At 71.8% G+C, this 16470-nt stretch carries 16 protein-coding genes and 2 riboswitches; of the genes, 7 read left to right on the top strand and 9 right to left on the bottom strand.

All coding sequences use genetic code 11. From position 1 onward, the window contains the following. Positions 1–20: 20 nt before the first annotated feature. The gene (locus G8A07_RS24575; protein ID WP_195794541.1) at positions 21–623 is read left to right on the top strand and encodes an SRPBCC domain-containing protein; all 603 of its coding nucleotides are present in this window, start codon (positions 21–23) and stop codon (positions 621–623) included. A gap of 9 nt (positions 624–632) precedes the next feature. Here the strand turns inward: G8A07_RS24575 and fusA are convergent, their stop codons facing one another. The 3 genes from fusA to G8A07_RS24560 form a co-directional block, all read right to left on the bottom strand. Further along, positions 633–2702 (bottom strand): elongation factor G, encoded by a 2070-nt coding sequence (fusA, locus tag G8A07_RS24570; protein WP_195794540.1) that lies wholly within the window; start codon positions 2700–2702, stop codon positions 633–635. A gap of 89 nt (positions 2703–2791) precedes the next feature. Further along, entirely contained in the window at positions 2792–4087 is a 1296-nt protein-coding gene (locus tag G8A07_RS24565; RefSeq protein ID WP_195794539.1) for a D-amino acid dehydrogenase, read from the bottom strand. Positions 4088–4179: 92 nt separating this feature from the next. After that, positions 4180–4291: riboswitch (glycine riboswitch) on the bottom strand. Continuing rightward, positions 4292–4389, bottom strand: a riboswitch (glycine riboswitch). Between the two features lie 23 nt (positions 4390–4412). Further along, the gene (locus tag G8A07_RS24560; protein WP_195794538.1) at positions 4413–5549 is read right to left on the bottom strand and encodes a hypothetical protein; all 1137 of its coding nucleotides are present in this window, start codon (positions 5547–5549) and stop codon (positions 4413–4415) included. Positions 5550–5718: 169 nt separating this feature from the next. Here G8A07_RS24560 and G8A07_RS24555 point away from each other — a divergent pair, with 169 nt between their 5' ends. From G8A07_RS24555 to G8A07_RS24535, 5 genes are all read left to right on the top strand, one after another. Further along, complete coding sequence (locus G8A07_RS24555; RefSeq protein ID WP_195794537.1) at positions 5719–6396, top strand: response regulator; 678 nt, start codon at positions 5719–5721, stop codon at positions 6394–6396. Positions 6397–6489: 93 nt separating this feature from the next. Then, a complete protein-coding gene (locus tag G8A07_RS24550; protein ID WP_195794536.1) occupies positions 6490–7881 on the top strand; it encodes a hypothetical protein in 1392 nt (463 codons plus the stop codon). Between the two features lie 35 nt (positions 7882–7916). After that, entirely contained in the window at positions 7917–9113 is a 1197-nt protein-coding gene (locus G8A07_RS24545; protein WP_195794535.1) for a PQQ-dependent sugar dehydrogenase, read from the top strand. A gap of 11 nt (positions 9114–9124) precedes the next feature. Then, on the top strand, positions 9125–9931 hold the full coding sequence (locus tag G8A07_RS24540) for a class I SAM-dependent methyltransferase (RefSeq protein ID WP_195794534.1): 807 nt from the start codon (positions 9125–9127) through the stop codon (positions 9929–9931). After that, complete coding sequence (locus G8A07_RS24535; protein ID WP_195794533.1) at positions 9931–10758, top strand: alpha/beta hydrolase; 828 nt, start codon at positions 9931–9933, stop codon at positions 10756–10758. The genes G8A07_RS24540 and G8A07_RS24535 overlap by 1 nt, the downstream gene beginning before the upstream one ends. Here the strand turns inward: G8A07_RS24535 and G8A07_RS24530 are convergent. Beyond that, positions 10740–11252 carry a GNAT family N-acetyltransferase gene (locus G8A07_RS24530; RefSeq protein WP_213086203.1) on the bottom strand — a complete coding sequence of 171 codons (513 nt, stop codon included), beginning with the start codon at positions 11250–11252 and terminating at the stop codon, positions 10740–10742. The genes G8A07_RS24535 and G8A07_RS24530 overlap by 19 nt on opposite strands. Positions 11253–11362: 110 nt before the next feature. On the opposite strand from G8A07_RS24530, the gene G8A07_RS24525 reads away from it, so the two are divergent. Then, on the top strand, positions 11363–12106 hold the full coding sequence (locus G8A07_RS24525) for a TetR/AcrR family transcriptional regulator (protein ID WP_195794532.1): 744 nt from the start codon (positions 11363–11365) through the stop codon (positions 12104–12106). On the opposite strand, the gene G8A07_RS24520 is transcribed toward G8A07_RS24525, so the two are convergent. From G8A07_RS24520 to G8A07_RS24500, 5 genes are all read right to left on the bottom strand, one after another. Then, positions 12103–12564 (bottom strand): NlpC/P60 family protein, encoded by a 462-nt coding sequence (locus G8A07_RS24520; RefSeq protein WP_195794531.1) that lies wholly within the window; start codon positions 12562–12564, stop codon positions 12103–12105. The two genes, G8A07_RS24525 and G8A07_RS24520, sit on opposite strands and share 4 nt — an antisense overlap. A 51-nt stretch (positions 12565–12615) precedes the next feature. Further along, positions 12616–13293 carry a GNAT family N-acetyltransferase gene (locus G8A07_RS24515; protein WP_195794530.1) on the bottom strand — a complete coding sequence of 226 codons (678 nt, stop codon included), beginning with the start codon at positions 13291–13293 and terminating at the stop codon, positions 12616–12618. A 107-nt stretch (positions 13294–13400) separates the two neighbouring features. Further along, the gene (locus G8A07_RS24510) at positions 13401–14576 is read right to left on the bottom strand and encodes a diguanylate cyclase (protein WP_195794529.1); all 1176 of its coding nucleotides are present in this window, start codon (positions 14574–14576) and stop codon (positions 13401–13403) included. A gap of 22 nt (positions 14577–14598) precedes the next feature. After that, the gene (locus G8A07_RS24505; protein ID WP_195794528.1) at positions 14599–16125 is read right to left on the bottom strand and encodes an AMP nucleosidase; all 1527 of its coding nucleotides are present in this window, start codon (positions 16123–16125) and stop codon (positions 14599–14601) included. Between the two features lie 64 nt (positions 16126–16189). Beyond that, positions 16190–16420, bottom strand: a complete 231-nt coding sequence (locus G8A07_RS24500; protein WP_195794527.1) for a DUF1127 domain-containing protein — start codon at positions 16418–16420, stop codon at positions 16190–16192. Positions 16421–16470 lie beyond the last annotated feature (50 nt).

The following is a 16470-nucleotide window of genomic DNA, read 5'->3' as shown; positions in this document are numbered from 1 at the left end:
CCCGGCCAAGGAGAAACGCCATGCCTCGTCTTGCCGCTTTTTCGCAGGGAATGCTGCTCTCGGGATGCTTGCTGCTGGCCGCCCAGGCCGGCGCCGCCGAGCGCAGTCTTGATAAAGAAGTGATCATCAAGGCCAGCCTGGACCAGGCCTGGGCCAGCTGGACCACGCGCGAGGGCATCGTCGGCTTCTTCGCGCCCGACGCGAAGATCGAGCCGCGGGTCGGCGGCGCCTTCCAGATCTATATCGACCCCGGCGCCGAGCCCGGCATGAAGGGCGCCGACGAGATGCGCTTCATGGCGCTGCAGCCCCGGAAGATGCTCAGCTTCGACTGGAACGCGCCGCCCCATCTGCCCGAGGCGCGGGCGCAGCGCACCTTCGTGATCGTGCGCTTCGAGCCAATGGGGGTGGACCAGACGCGGGTGCGCCTGCACCACACCGGCTGGGGCGAGGGCGGCGAATGGGACAAGGCCTATGGCTACTTCGACCGCGCCTGGGGCAATGTGCTGGCGAATCTGAAGAAACGCTACGAGACCGGCCCACAGGACTGGACCGACTGGCTGGCCCAGCTGGAGAAGTTCCGCGCCCAGGCCCGCGCGGCCGCGGCGGCCTCGGCGCCGAAGTAGGCGGCCGCGCTACTCCTCGTCGCGCAGCTTGTAGGCCCCGGCCAGCTGCGCCTGGGTGTTGGGCGGCACCGGCTCGTAATGCGAGAGCTCCAGGGTGTAGCGCCCCTGGCCGCTGGTCAGCGCGTTGAGGCGGTTCTGGTAGCTGGCCAGTTCGGCCAGCGGCGCCAGGCCCTGCACCGCGATCACGCCGGGCACCGGCGAGCGCGTGCCGTTGACCTGGCCGCGCCGCGAGGCCAGGTCGCCGGTGATGTCGCCCATCGCGCCGGCCGGCGCGCTGATCTCGACATGGACGATCGGCTCCAGCACCAGCGGCCGCGCCTCGCGCACTGCGGCGACCAGGGCCTTGCGGCCGGCGGTGACGAAGGCGATCTCCTTGCTGTCCACCGAATGGTGCTTGCCGTCGAACACCGTGACCCGCAGGTCCACCAGCGGGTGGCCCGAGACCACGCCGGCCGCGCAGGCCTGGCGCACGCCCTTCTCGACCGCCGGCATGAACTGGCCCGGGATGGTGCCGCCCTTGACCGCATCGACGAACTCGAAGCCGGCGCCGCGCGCCAGCGGCTCGACGCGCAGGAACACCTCGCCGAACTGGCCGGCGCCGCCGCTCTGCTTCTTGTGGCGGTAATGGCCCTCGGCCGGGGCCGAGATGGTCTCGCGGTAGGCGACGCGCGGCGGCTGCGTCGCGACCTCGAACTTGTAGGTCTCGCGCAGCCGCTCCAGCAGCAGGCGCAGGTGCAGCTCGCCCAGGCCGTAGACCAGGGTCTCGTTGGTCGCGGCCGCATGCTCGACCTTCAGGCAGGGGTCCTCGTCGACCAGGCGGCTCAGGATCTCCCACAGGCGCTGCTCGTCGCCATGCCGGGCCGGGCTGATCGCCAGGCCATGCACCGGCACCGGGAACTCCAGCGGTGCGAGGTGGATATGCTCGTCCTCGGGCGCGTCGTGCAGCACCGCGTCGTAATGCAGCTCCTCGACCTTGGCGATCGCGCAGAGGTCGCCGGGCAGGGCCTCGTCCACCTCCACATGCTCCCTGCCCTGCAGCATGAACAGATGGCCGACGCGAAAGGGCTTGCGCGCATGCCCCACCAGCAGCTGGCTGTTGCGGGTCAGGGTGCCCTGGTGCACGCGCAGCACGCCCATCTTGCCCAGATAGGGGTCGGCGACGATCTTGAACACATGGGCCAGCACATGGGCGCCGGGCTCGGGCAGGGCCTGCAGCGGCAGCGCGTCGGGGCCCTCGCCGCGCAGGAACTGCGGCGGGTTGCCCTCGACCGGATTCGGCAGCAGGCGCTCGATCACGTCCAGCAGCTCGGCCACGCCGGCGCCGCTCCTGGCCGAGGTGAAGCAGACCGGGATCAGGTGCCCCTCGCGCAACGCCTGCTCCAGCGGTGCATGCAGCTCGCTGGCATCGACATCGCCCTCGTTCAGGTAGCGGTCGACGAAGGCCGCATCGACCTCCACCACCTGCTCGACCAGGGCCTGGTGCGCGGCCGCGGCGGAGTCGAAGTCGGTCGCGCCCTCGCGGCAGTAGAAGCAGTCCTGCACCCGGCTCGCGCCCTGGGCCGGCAGGTTCAGCGGCAGGCACTCGCGGCCGAAGGTCTCGCGCAGCTGGGCCAGCAGGCCCGGCAGGTCGACGCCGGGCGCGTCGATCTTGTTGACCACGATCAGCCGGGTCAGGCCGCGCTGCGCCGCCGCCTCCATCATGCGCGAGGCCATCAGCTCGACGCCGTTCTGCGCATTGATCACCACCACCGCGGTCTCCACCGCCTCCAGCGCCGGCAGCGACTGGCCGACGAAGTCCGGCGCGCCGGGCGTGTCGATCAGGTGCAGGCGCAGGCCGGCGTGACGCAGGTGCAGCAGGCTGGACTGCAGCGAATGCTGCAGCTTCTTCTCCAGCGGGTCGAAATCGCTGACGGTGTTGCCGCGCTCGACGCTGCCCGGCGCCGCGATGCCGCCGGCCCGGTGCAGAAGGGCCTCGGCCAGGCTGGTCTTGCCGGCGCCCGCCGGCCCCACCAGGGCCAGCGTGCGGATCGCGGCGATCCCGGGGTGGACGGGGCTGGTGGGACTCTGCTGATCCGCCATGGCACGCTCCTGCAGGAAAGCCGGACGGCCCCAGGGTAGGGCATGCGCGCCGGGCCGGCAAGAGGCCTTGCGCGCATCCCCGGCGCCGCTCAGCCGGCCAGGCGCGGGCGCATCAAGACCTGCCCCTCGTCCAGGCCGGTGAAGGCATAGTCGAACTCGGGCCGGCGGCCGCCGACGATGTCGGCGATCGCCGCGCCCGAGCCGCAGCCATGGGTCCAGCCCAGCGTGCCATGGCCGGTGTTGAGGAACAGGTTGGCGATGCGGCTGCGCCCGATGTAGGGCAGGTTCGACGGCGTGGCCGGGCGCAGGCCGGTCCAGTACTGTGCGCCGCTGCCGTCGGTCATCTGCGGGAACAGCTCACGGGTGCGGCGCACGATGGCCTCGCAGCGCGCCAGGTTCAGCGAGCTGTCGTAGCCGTTCAGTTCGGCGGTGCCGGCGATGCGCAGACGCTCGCCCAGGCGCGAGAACACCAGCTTGTACTCGTCGTCGGTCAGCGAGACCTGGTAGCTGTGCTCGGCCGAGGTGACCGGCAGGGTGACCGAATAGCCCTTGGCCGGATAGATGTTCAGATCGACCCCCAGCTCGCGCGCGAAGCCGCGGCTGAACGAGCCCAGGCACAGCACATAGCTATCGGCGCGCAGGCGCTCGACCCGGCCGCCGGCATCGGCGGTGACGATCTGCTCGATCGCGTCGCCGCGGCGCTCGATGCCCAGCAGGCGGGTCTCGTAGCGGAAATGCACGCCGGCCTCGGCGCAGCGGCGCGCCAGCTCCTGGGTGAAGCGGTGCGCGTCGCCCGACTCGTCGCTGGGCGTCATGCTGCCGCCGACGATCTGGTGCCGGCATTGCGCCAGCGCCGGCTCGATCGCGACGCATTCATCCGGCGTCTTCATGTCCAGCTCGCAGCCCTGCTCGCGCATGATGCGCGCGGGTTCCTGGGCGGCCGCGTACTCGGCCTCGCTGGTGTAGAAATGCAGGATGCCTTGGCTGCGCTGGTCGTACTGGATGCCGGTGGCGGCGCGCAGCTCGCGCAGCTTGGCGCGGCTGTACATGCCCAGGCTGACGATGTTGCGGATGTTGTGGGCGGTGCGGCCGGGCAGGCATTCGCGCAGGAAGGCCAGGCCCCAGCGCCATTGGGCGGCATCGGCGCGCAGGCGGAACAGCAGCGGCGCGTCCTCCTTCATCAGCCATTTCAGCACCTTCAGCGGCGCGCCCGGATTGGCCCAGGGTTCGGCATGCGAGACCGAAATCTGCCCGCCGTTGGCATAGCTGGTTTCCAGCCCGGCGGCGGGCTGGCGATCGATGACGGTGACCTCATGGCCGGCCTGGCGCAGATACCAGGCGGAGGTGATGCCGGTGATGCCGGCGCCCAGAACGATGACATGCATGAAGACAAGCTCCTGCTGTGCGCCGGCGCAGGCATGCGGGCGGTCACCATCGAGCAAGGGATGGACCGGGAGCGTGCATGCGCCTGACGCGCGCCGCTCCCGCTGTCCTTGGTACCTGAGAGATTCGGCGCGCACCACCCGGTGTGCGCCTTGCTCCTTCGGTGGCGCTGCCGTTGCGGCAGCGCACTCTCCAGCATTCGGCTTGTGGCGGATCCAGTACGGGGCCTGAGCGAGTATGGGAGCTTGCGCCTTCGGCGGCCGGCATCGGGTGAGGATGCGCGGCACTCTCCTGAATCCGTGGCGCAGTGTAAGCGCTTTCGCCCGTTCAGCGACGCAGGTGGCTGCCCATGAAGTCACGGGTTTGCTCGCGCGTCCAGCGCAGCGCCTGCTGGGCGTCGATGCGGCCGAATTCCCTGCGCAGATCTTCCGGGGCCTGAGCCAGCTGGGAGCCCAGCAGGAACTTGATGTCGGCGAAGCCGTTGTGCTTGGAGCCGGCCAGCACCTCACGCTTGCCCGGCCCCTGGCGCAGCTTCCAGACTTCCTCGATGCTCGGGACGGTGCCGCCGTTGGCGCCGCTGTCCTCGCTGAGCAGGAACATTAAGGGCTTGGTCCAGGGTTGCTTGCGCTCACCGTAGACCGAGCCATCGATGTCGATCCCGGCCTGCACGCGGGCGTCCTGGCGCGAGGTCTGCAGCGCGGCCGAGCCGCCGAAGGAATGGCCGTAGGCGCCGACGCGGCTCAGGTCCAGCCGCCCGGCCAGCAGATGGTGGCCCGCGGGTTCGGCGTCGCGCGCCTTCAGCCAATCCAGCACGAAGCGCTGGTCGGCCACCATCGTCGCCATGCTCGCGTCGCTCGGCTGGGCGACGCCGTTATTGACGACCAGGCGACCGCCCGACAGCAGGGTCGGGCCGCTCAGATAGGGATGGTTGATCGCGACCACCACATAGCCATGGCTGGCCATGTCTTCCAGCAAGCTGCTGTAGACCTCGACGGGGGCGCCCCAGCCCGGCGAGAACAGAAGCACCGGATGGCGCCGGCCCTGGTTCAGCGAAGCCTCCTTGCGCGCGTTGGTGGGGGCCTGCGCGGCGGGCAGTGCCGGCACCGCCTGGCGCACCACGGACCAGACCTGCGCGTCCATGTAGTCCGCGCGCGCCGCGCGGGGCGTGCTGTGGATCGGGTACCAGACCTTCAGGCTCAGCTCGCGCGGGCTGCCGTTGCCGGCATAGGGGTCGAGGCGGGCGCCGTCCAGCGCCAGGAAGCCGGCCTTGCCCACGCAGCTGCCGCCGGTCGGTGCAGGCAGGCGGCTCGCTTCCGTGGTCGGCAGGCCGCAGCGCCGGGCGTAGGGGCGCTCATCGTCGCCGCCGCCGCAGCCGGCGAGGCCCGCCAGCAGGGCGGCCAGGCCCAGCAGGCGCGGCACGGTGAAGGAATTGCAAGGGCGGGAAGCTACAGCAGGCATGCTCATGAGGCGGGTGACGGAAGCAGCGCGCGAGCGCCAGCGTCCCTACTCTGGGCGGCCCGCCTGAAGCGCGGCTTGGGCCTTAATGAAGCCTTGCTGAATCGGCCTGTTGCGGGCTGCCGGATACTCGCGGCGCCGCGCTCGATGAAGAAGATGACGGCAAAGGACAAAGGGCATGAAGGTTCTGTTGCTGGAGGACGATCTGGACCTGGGCAATGGCGTGCGCATCGCGCTGGCCGACCAGGGCCTGGAGGTGGTGTGGCTGCGACGGCTCGACAGCGCGCTGACGGCGCTGGACGACCCCAGCTACGACATGGTGCTGCTCGATCTGGGCCTGCCGGATGGCGATGGGCTGGAGCTCCTGGCGCATTTGCGCCAGGAGCGCAGCAATCTGCCGGTGCTGATCCTGAGCGCGCGCGACGCGCTGTCGGACCGGCTGCGCGGGCTGGACGAGGGGGCCGACGATTACCTGGTCAAGCCCTTCGCGCTGGCCGAGCTGCTGTCGCGCGTGCGCGCGCTGGCGCGGCGCAGCTACGGGCTGGTGGAGGACGGCACGGTCAATCTGCGCGGTCTGAGCCTGCACGAGGGCATGCGCTGGGCCGCGGTGGACGGCCAGCCGGTCGAGCTGTCGCGCTGCGAGTTCGAGCTGCTGGCCCTGCTGCTCAAGCGCATCGGCCGCGTCGTCACGCGCCGCGCGCTGGAGGAAAGCGTGCTGCCGGGCGGGCTGAACAACGAGAGCAATGCGCTGGACGTGCATATCTCCAACCTGCGCCGCAAGATCGGGCCCGGCTATGTGCGCACGGTGCGCGGCGTCGGCTACGTGATCGACGCGCAGGCCGGCGAGCCGGGCTGAATCGGCGCACAGCCGCCGCATGACTTTGGGCATGTGGCGTCCTCGTTAGCATGCGCCGCGACAGCGATAGCTCCCGCCCGCATGAAGGTTGTTGTGACCAAGCCTCCGTTTTCCCTGCTGACCTGCCGCGAGGCCGGTGCCCGTTACGAGATCAATCTGGGCGCCTCCGGCCTGCTCGACCTGGACCAGCTGGCGGACCGGCCGGTGCTGGTCTGCGAGGGCGACTGGGTGCTGCCGGCCACCCTGCGGCTGGACTGGGCCGAGGGCTGGGGCGATGCGGCCTGGCGCGCGCGGCTGGGCATCGTGCTGCCGGAGGGGGCGCTGGCCGAGACGGAGCGGATCGCCGGCCTGCTGGTGCTCGGCGACCTGCAGATCGACGGCGCGCTGATCAATGCGGACCTGAACGATGCGCCCTTTCTGGCGGTGCGCGGCCATCTGATGGCGCGGGCCCTGGTCAATGGCGGCGCCGCGATCATCGTCGAGGGCTGTGCGCATATCGCCGAATGCGTGATCGGCCGCGACAACCATGGCGGGCTGGATGTGGCGCAGCGCCTGCGCACCACGGTGCTGATCCGCGACGGCCATATGCTGCATGCCGGCGAGATCGAGGCCATGGCCACCTACGAGCCGCGCCGCGACGGCGGCGAGATGGACCTGCTCGGCAGCGTCGAGGCCTGGCTGCCGCAGCGCCTGCGCGGCCTGCTGGCCGACCATGTGCTGGCCTATGGCGATATCTGGCGCCTGCTGTGCCAGGACCGCTCGGTGGTGCGCGCCGAGCGGGTGCGCCTGTGGCCGGCGCCGCCGCGCCATGTCCGGCCGCTCGACGCGCAGGACTGCCTGGAGCGGGCCAGCGTCGACGAATGGTTCACCCTGCGCCTGGTGCCGCCCACCCTGCGCCGCGATGATGCGCTGCTGCTGGCCCTGACCCGGCTGTGCCCGCGCTTTTATCGCAGCCTGCCGCGCCAGCGCCATCTGCGGCCGGCCTATATGCTGGCCCATCTGGACAGCGGCGGCGCCGACTGCCTGTTCTACCTGGAGGACCTGATCAGCGAGGATCCGGCGGCCGAGCGCGCGGCGGTGCTGCGGCGGGCGGTCGATGCGAGCTTCGTGCACCTGGGCCTGATCCCCGGCTACTTCTTCGATGCGGCGCTGTTCGAGCATGCGCAACGCCTGCATGGCGGGCATCCCGACTGGCCGGCGCTGCTGGAGCGCCATGGTCTCGACTACTGGCGCCACAGCCTGCAGGGCCGCCCGGTGCATGCGCAGGCGCTGCACGACAAGGCCTCGGTCTACCGCACGGCGGACGGGCTGATGATGGTGTGGGAATGTTTCTGGACCGAGGATTTCCTGCTGCGCTGCATCCACGATTGGTGGGGCAATGACGCGCAGTGGATCCCGCTGTCGCGCTACACGCCGGCGGTGCTGGCCGCGGTGGCGGCCGAGGCGCCGGAGCGCATTCCGGTGGCCCTGCGCACATCACACTAGACTGCGGCATCGACGTGAAGACGGGAGTCGCCATCATGGTGAAAGAAAGGCATGCATCGCTCGGCAAGGCGGACCTGATCCTGGTGGCCCTGGCCGCCGCCCTGGTGATCATCGCCTGCGGTGGCGGTGGCAACGGCGCGACCGGTGATGGCGGTACGCCGGGCGCTCCCGGCAGCCCCGCGCCGCAGCTCGCCACCCTGCACAGCGGCCTGTCCAGCCCCTGGGGCCTGGCCCTGCTGCCGAACGGCGAGATGCTGGTGACGCAGAAGGCCGGCAGCCTGCTGCGCCTGGCGGCCGACGGGCGCCGCACCCTGGCGACGATCACGGGCCTGCCGGCGGTCGATGCCAACGGGCAGGGCGGGCTGCTGGATGTGGCGATCGATCCGGACTTCGGCAGTGGCAGCCCCTGGGTCTACCTGAGCTATGCCGAGCCGGGCCGCGGCGCCGAGGCCGGGCGCAGCGGCACCGCGGTGCTGCGCGGCCGCCTGGTCGGCGACACGCTGCAGGAGGTGGCGGTGATCTTCCGCCAGGCCCCCAAGGTCAGCGGCGGCGGCCATTACGGCTCGCGCCTGGTGTTCGGCCGCGACAAGACCCTGTTCATCACCCTGGGCGAGCGCATGAAGGGCAGCCCGGCGCAAGACCTGGCACAGACCCTGGGCAAGGTGGTGCGCATCCAGCGCGACGGCAGCCTGCCGGCGGCCGGCAACCCGAGCCTGGGCGCGGGCGCGCTGCCGGGCATCTGGAGCTACGGCCACCGCAACCCGCAGGGCGCGGCCCTGCATCCGGACAGCGGCGAGCTGTGGCTCAGCGAGCATGGCCCGCAGGGCGGCGACGAGATCAATATCGCGCGCGCCGGCGCCAACTACGGCTGGCCCGTCAAGAGCTATGGCTGCAACTACGGCGACCCGGTCGGCGAGGCCTGCCGCATCGGCGGCGGCACCCATGCGCCGGCCTATGTCGAGCCGCTCTCCTACTGGGTGCCGACCTCGATCGCGCCGGCCGGCCTGGTCTTCTACACCGGCGCCATGTTCCCCGAGTGGCGCGGCCAGCTGTTCTCCGGCTCGCTGGCCGGCCAGGCGCTGTGGCGGCTGCAGCTCAACGGCAACCAGGTGGTTGCGCGCGAGGCGATGTTCGGCAGCCTGGGCGAGCGCTTTCGCGACGTGCGCCAGGCGCCGGACGGCGCGCTGCTGCTGCTGACCGACAGCGGCAAGCTGATGCGCCTGGCGCGCTAGCATCCGGGCTCATGCAAAACCCATCCGATACCGGCGCCGCGCTGCGCGCCCAGCATGCCGGCGGTACCGGCGCGATCTTCGGCCCCAAGGTGCGGGACTATGCGGCCTCGCGGCCCGACTATCCGGCGGCGCTGTTCGAGGCGCTGGCCGGCTGGCTGCCGGCGCGGGACGCGCGCATCGCCGACATCGGCGCCGGCACCGGCCTCCTGACCGCGGGCCTGCTGGCGCGTGGCTGGCGGGTCGATGCGATCGAGCCCAACGAGGAGATGCGCGCGGCCTGCGACGCCTGGCTGGGCGGGCGGGCCGGCTACCGCAGCCAGGCGGGCCGGGCCGAGGCCCTGCCGCTGGCCGAGGGCAGCCTGGACCTGCTGACCGCGGCCCAGGCCTTCCACTGGTTCGAGATCGAGGCCGCGCGCGCCGAGGCGCTGCGCGTGCTGAAGCCGGATGGCGCGGTGGCGCTGATCTGGAACGACCGCGTGATCGAGGCGCCGCTGCACCGCGCGCTGGACGAGCTGTTCGCCGAGTTCGGCGGCGCCAAGCGTGCGGCCCTGCTGGCCCATGAGGAGCGCCACGAGGTGCCGCGCTTCTTCGGCGCGGCGCGGGTCGAGGAGCGGGCCTGGCCGCATGAGCACCGGCTCGATGCCGCCGGGCTGGAGGCGCTGGTGTTCTCGCGCTCCTACATGCCGGCGCGCGAGGGCGCGGCGGGTCGGGCGGTGTCGGCGGCGCTGGCCACGCTGTTCGCCGAGTTCGCGGCCGGCGCGCCGACCCTCGGCGTGCCCTACCGCACGGTGGCGATGATCGGTCGGCCGGCCGCCTGATGAAGATGATGGGCGCGCTGCGCCTGCTGCTGGGCCTGGCGTTGTCGGCCCTGCTGCTGTATGGCGCGCTGCTGGCCTGGCTCTACTGGCAGCAGGAGCGGCTGATCTTCATGCCCGAGCCGTTGCCGGCCGCGCACCGCTTCGAGTTCGGCCCGGATGTGCAGGAGCATGCGGTCGAGGTGAGCGGCGCGCGCCTGTCGGTGCTGCAGCTGCGCCTGCCGCAGCCGCGCGGCGTGGTGTTCTTCCTGCATGGCAATGCCGGCAATCTGCAGGGCTGGTTCGGCCGCGCCGATTTCTACCGCGCCGCCGGCTACGAGCTGGTGATGCTGGACTACCGCGGCTATGGCAAGAGCAGCGGCCGCATCGAGAGCGAGGCCCAACTGCATGCCGATGTGCGCGCCGTCTGGCACGCGCTGGCGCCGCGCTATGCGGGGCTGCCGCGGGTGATCCTGGGGCGCTCGCTGGGCACGGCGCTGGCGGCGCGTCTGTCCGCCGAACTGCGGCCGGAGCTGACGGTGCTGGTCTCGCCCTATCTCAGCATGGGCGCGCTGATGGCCGAGCATTACCCCTTCGTGCCCGCCGCGCTGCTGCGCTATCCGCTGGACACCGGCGCCGACCTCGCGCGCCAGCGCGGCCCGGTGCTGCTGCTGCATGGCGAGCGCGACGCGCTGATCCCGCTGGCCCACAGCGAACGCCTGCAGGCCCTGGCGCCCGGCGCCCGCCTGCAGCGCATCGCCGGGGCCGGCCACAACGATCTGCAGGACTTCGACGCGTACTGGCGGGCGCTGCGGCAGGCGCTCGAGGCGCTTCAGCCGAGCAGCTTGTAGTACAGCGCGGTGGGCTGCAGCACGCCGTCGGGGCTGGCAGCGAAATGCGGGATCTCGCCGGCCTTGCTCCAGCCCAGATGTGTGTAGACGGCCTCGGCGGCGGAGCCGGCCTCGGTGTCCAGCACCAGCAGGCTGCAGCCCATGGCGCGCGCCGCGGCCTCCAGCGCGCGTAGCAGCCTGCTGGCCAGACCGCGGCCGCGCGCGCCGCTGTGCACCATCAGCTTCTGCACCTCGGCGCGGTGCCGGCCATTGGGTTTCTCGCAGCGGGCCAGCTGCACGGTACCGAGCAGCCGGCCCTCGGCGTCGGACAGGGTCCACAGCAGCTGCGCCGGCCCCAGCCTGTCCAGCACGCCCTGCCAGTAGGCGCGCGCCTCGGCCTCGTCCAGCGCGGCCAGGAAGCCCAGCGAGGCGCCGTGGGCGACCACGTCCTGCAGCAGGGCCGCCAGCGCGGGCAGGGCGCTCGGGTCGCCAGGCGCGACGGTCTCGAGCTGCAATCCGGTGGCGGGACGGGGGCGGGCAGGGCGCTCATGGGCGGGGGTCCTTTCGGGCTGGGCGGGTGATGGTGTAGATTTGGGTTTGTCAACCAACGACAAAATACTAACCAATGGTTAGCAAAACTGCAATTCCATTTCTGAACCCGCCGCCGCGGCCCAGCGGCGCCAAGGGCATGCACCGCGGCGCGGGCGTGGTGGCGCCGGCGCCGGGTGCGGACGCGCCGCAGAAGCCGCAGGCCAAGCCGCAGCCGCGCCAGCGCCAGAAGACGCCCAAGCCCGAGGGACCGCTGAAGAAGCAGAGCGCCTCGGCGCAGCGCCGCGCGGCGCACAAGGCGGACCTGGAGACGCGCATCGTCGAGGCGGCGCGCGGCCTGTTCGTCGAGCGCGGCCAGGAGGCGGTGACCCTGCGCGAGGTGGCCGCGGCGGTCGGCTACTCGCACGCGACGATCTACAGCTTCTTCAGCGACAAGGCCGAGCTGCTGGCGCGGCTGGTCGAGGAGGCGGGGCGGGATTTCGCCGAGCGCCTGGCCGCGCAGATCGAGGCGGCGGACCGGCCCGGCTCGCTGGCGCGGGTGGTGGCGGTCTATCTGCGCTGGGCCGCCGCGCATCCGCACCATTACCGGCTGCTGATGCAGCAGCCCGGGGCGGCGGGCGCGGTCTATGCGCTGCTGCGCGGGCTGGCGGCGGCTGAGGGTGGCGATGCCGAGCTGCGCGCGCAGACCTGGTGGGCCGCGCTGCATGGCGCGGCGCTGCTGGAGATCGAGCAGGCGCAGGCCGGCAGCGAGGGCGGCCCGCCCTGGCGCGAGCTGCCGGCGCGCATCGAGGCGCTGGCGCGCTGGCTGAGCGCCGCTTAGGTGCCGGGGCGGCCGGGCCTGCTGCCCTGCAGGAAGCGCTGCGGCGCGACCCAGCCGAGGTAGACCGGCCGGGTCCAGCCCGGTGCGTTGTCGAGCCGCTCGACCTGCAGGTAATGGTCGGCGCGGATGCGGTCCCAGGTATGGATGATCCGGCCGGAGCCGGTCGCCAGGCCGACATGGCCCCAGTCCTGGTAGCGGCCGTCCAGCTCGCCCTCGCAGCGGTAGAAGGCGAAGGCGCCGCGCGGTGGCTCGCCCGGGTTCAGCGGCGCGTACCGGGCCGCGGACTCGGCGGCGCTGTCGCCACCGAACATCTCGAGGTCGTTGCTCTGCTCATAGGCATCCTCGACGAAGCCGAGGCATTCGAACTGGTAGTCCGCATCGCCGATGCGCGCCTCGGCCCAATGGATGGCCTTGTCGCTCAGCAGCGCGAGCCGGACGGGATCATGGTCAAGTGGCATGGGATGGCCGCAGCCTGCGGCGCTGTGACGGAGCCGCGATCCTAGCCAGCTTCAGCGCGGCATTTGTAGACGTTTGTAGTAGCGCGCGGTGGGATGCAGCCGGCCCTCGGCGCAGCTGTCGTAGTCGGGGATCTCGCCGGCGCGCTGCCAGCCCAGATGGGCGTAGACCGCCTCGGCCTGCGAGCCGGCCGGCGTGTCAAGCACCAGCAGGGTGCGGCCCTGCTGCAGCGCGGCGCATTCCAGGCCGGTCATCAGCTGGCTGGCGATGCCGCGGCCGCGCGCGCGGCTGTGCACCATCAGGCCCTGCACCTCGCCGCGGTGATGGGCATTGGCCTGCGGGCACAGCGAGAGCTGGGCCGCGCCCTGCAGCTGGGCCGGGCGTTGCTGCCCGTCGTCGTCGCCCTCGCAGGCGATCCACAGGCTCAGGTGCGGGCCCAGGCGGGCGAACACGCCATGCCAGTAGTCCAGCGCGGCATAGCGCGACATCGGGGCCAGGAAGCCCAGGGTCGCGCCATGGTGCACGCTGTCGGTCAGCAGCTCGCACAGGGCCGGCAGCCATTGCAGGTCGCGCGAGCTCAGGCGCCTGAGCTCGGAGCGGCCGCGCGGCTGATGCTGAACCGTCGGCGCGACCAGGCGCGGTGGCGCGAGGGTGGTGCGCTCGTAGCGCGCGGCCTGGAAGCCGAGGTCGATCGGGGTGGCGGCGGGCTGGGCGGCGGAGCGGAAGAACATGGCGTGGCAAGGGCTCGGGTCGGGCAACTCATGAACCCGGCCGATCTTCTGGACCGGCCGGGGCCTGGTAATCCCTGAGCAAGCGCCGTGCCAGTGCGGCGCCGGCCTTACTGCTCTGCGCCCGGCTCCGCCACCAGGCGCCCGCGGCCCTCGCGCTTGGCCTCGTACAGCGCGGCGTCGGCGCGGCGCAGCAGGTCCTCGATATTGCGGTCGCCATGGCGCAGCTGGGCCCAGCCGGCGCTGAAGCCGAGCGGGAAGCCCAGCTCGCGCGGCGCGGCCACGGCCAGCGCATCGCGCATGCGCTTGTCCATCGCGGCCGGGCCCTGCTTGTCGCTGCGCGCCATCAGCACCGCGAACTCCTCGCCGTCCAGGCGTCCGAGCAGGTCGCCCAGGCGCATCTGCTCGCGCAGGCAGCGCGCGAACAGCTGCAGCGCGCGGTCGCCGACCTCGTGGCCATGCTGCTCGTTCAGCGCCTTGAAGCCGTCCAGGTCCAGGCTCATCAGCAGCAGCGGTTCCTGGTAGCGGCGCGCCATCGAGATCATGTCGACCGCGCGGGCCGTGAAGGCGCGCCGGTTCGGCAGCCCGGTCAGCGCATCGCTCTGGGTCAGGCGCAGGAAGTCGCCCTCGGTCTCGCCGCGCCAGGCCACCAGGATGGCCGCCAGGCTCAGGGTCACCGCGACATTGCAGAGCACCGCGGCCAGCACATTGACCGGATGCGGCGTGTAGAAGCTCGGGTAGGCGCTGGTGTCGAAGGCGGCCAGCGCGCCGCGCCACAGGGTCAGCAGGGCCAGCAGGGCCAGGCAGGCGAGCAGCAGACCGCGCCAGCGCCGGCTGGAGCGAATCAGCTCGGGCAGCAGGGCCTTGGCGGGGCGCGACAGCATCCAGCAGATCATCAGCAGCTGCAGGCCGAACACCGCATTGCTGCCGCCGACGCGCAGCGCATAGCTGTCGTAGACGGCCAGATAGGCCAGCGCCACCAGCGGCGGCAGCGCCAGCATCAGGCGCCGGCCGCGGCGCGGGCCCAGCCAGTCGCGCATCGCCAGCCACAGCGCGCTCAGCGAGGCGCTGATCAGGCCCATCGCCAGCGTGCCCAGCAGGCGCTCGGCCGCCAGCGCGGTGGCCAGCAGCGCCAGCCAGCCCGCGCCCTGCAGGCCCATCGCCAGCTGCGCATGGCGCGCGCCGGAGCTGGCCTGGCGCCAGCCCATCAGCACCGGCAGCAGCAGGGCCAGGGCCAGGGCCTGGATCACGAGCAGGCTGAACAGCGTGGCGATGTCGAAGTGCATGGCTGGCGGTCCCGTTGGGCTTTTACTGGAAGGCGACCTCGGCGAAGCTGCGCAGCTTGCGGCTGTGCAGCTGGTCCAGATGCTGGGCGCGCAGCAGCTCGACCGCGCGCAGGCCGATGCGCAGATGCTGGTCGACCCGCTCGCGGTAGAACTGGTTGGCCATGCCGGGCAGCTTGATCTCGCCGTGCAGCGGCTTGTCGGAGACGCACAGCAGGGTGCCGTAGGGCACGCGGAAGCGGAAGCCGTTGGCCGCCAGGGTGGCGCTCTCCATGTCCAGCGCCACCGCGCGGCTCTGGCTGAAGCGGCGCTCCGGGCCGGGGTAGGGCAGCAGCTCCCAGTTGCGGTTGTCGGTGGAGGCGACGGTGCCGGTGCGGAAGATCTTCTTCAGCTCCGCGCCGGCCAGGCCGGTGACCTGGCCCACCGCGGCCTCCAGCGCCAGCTGGATCTCGGCCAGCGGCGGGATCGGCACCCACAGCGGCAGCTCCTCGTCCAGCACATGGTCCTCGCGCACATAGGCATGGGCCAGCACATAGTCGCCCAGCGCCTGGCTGTTGCGCAGGCCGGCGCAATGGCCCAGCATCAGCCAGGCATGCGGGCGCAGCACCGCGATATGGTCGCTGATGGTCTTGGCATTGGCCGGGCCGACGCCGATGTTCACCATCGTGATGCCGCTGCGGTCGCGCCGGATCAGGTGGTAGGCCGGCATCTGCGGCAGCCGGGGCAAGACCTGACCCAGTGCGTCGCCGTCCTCCGCGGCCAGGCCGGCGCGGCGCGTGACGATATTGCCGGGCTCGACGAAGGCGATGCAGTCGTCCTGCTCGTGCGGCGCGGCCGGATCGGGCGCGCGCCGCATCAGCTCATGGCCCAGGCGGCAGAACTCGTCGATGTAGAACTGGTAGTTGGTGAACAGCACGAAGTTCTGGAAATGCTCCGGCGAGCTGCCGCAGTAATGGCGCAGCCGGTGCAGCGAGTAGTCGACGCGCGGCGCGGTGAACAGGGCCAGCGGCTCGGCCTCGCCGGGGCGGGTCTTGTGCGTGCCGTTGGCGATGCCGTCGTCCATCGCGGCCAGGTCGGGCAGGTCGAACAGGTCGCGCATCAAGAGGCGCCGCTCGGGGCTCAGGCTGCCCTCGACATGCTCATGCTCGGAGAGCGCGAAATGCAGCGGGATCGGCTGGTGGCTGCTGCCCACCTCCAGCGGCTCGCCATGGTTGTCCAGCAGCAGGCGGAACTGCTCCAGGTAGTAGTCGGTGAACAGCTCGGGCCGGGTCAGCGTGGTCTCGTAGCTGCCGGGGCCGGCGACGAAGCCGTAGGCCAGGCGCGAGACCGCGCGGGCCACCGTGTCGGTGCGCACGCGCACAAAGGGGTAGCAGGCGCGCACCGGGCCGATGTCCTCGCCGGCGACGAAGCGCTGCAGCGCGTCGCGCAGGCAGGCGGTTCCCTGCTCGTAGATCTCGCGTGCGCGGGCCAGCGCGGCCGCGGCATCGGTGAAGGACTCGGGCGCGTAGAAGGGCGCCTGGCGCAGCGGGGCTCGGAGGTGATCGGTCGACATGGGGCGATTGTGGCGCGCCGCGCGCCCGCCGGGGCAAGACCCGGCACCGGCCACTTGACGCCGATCAGCGGCGCGGCCGGCCGGCGGGCTGCTCCAGCCAGCGCTCGATCTCGTCGCGGCCCAGGCCCAGGTCGCGCAGCTCGCGTTCGTCCAGCGCCAGCAGCTGGGCGCGGTCGATGGCGCGCCGGCGCCGGGCCGCCCAGAGCCGGCGCAGCGCGGCCAGCCAGCGGTGCGGGCTCAGCAGCGGCGACGAGAAGACGGGGCGGGGCGATGAGGTGGTGAGCGAGGTGTCCATGGCCAGATGCTCGGCGCCGGACTAAGATTTGAGAAGTTGAATGATCTGAA

It is taken from the genome of Roseateles sp. DAIF2 (assembly GCF_015624425.1).
Taxonomy (GTDB): domain Bacteria; phylum Pseudomonadota; class Gammaproteobacteria; order Burkholderiales; family Burkholderiaceae_C; genus Kinneretia.
The sequence above is the reverse complement of the archived record's forward strand: the minus strand, read 5'-3'. Positions and strand labels throughout refer to the sequence as shown.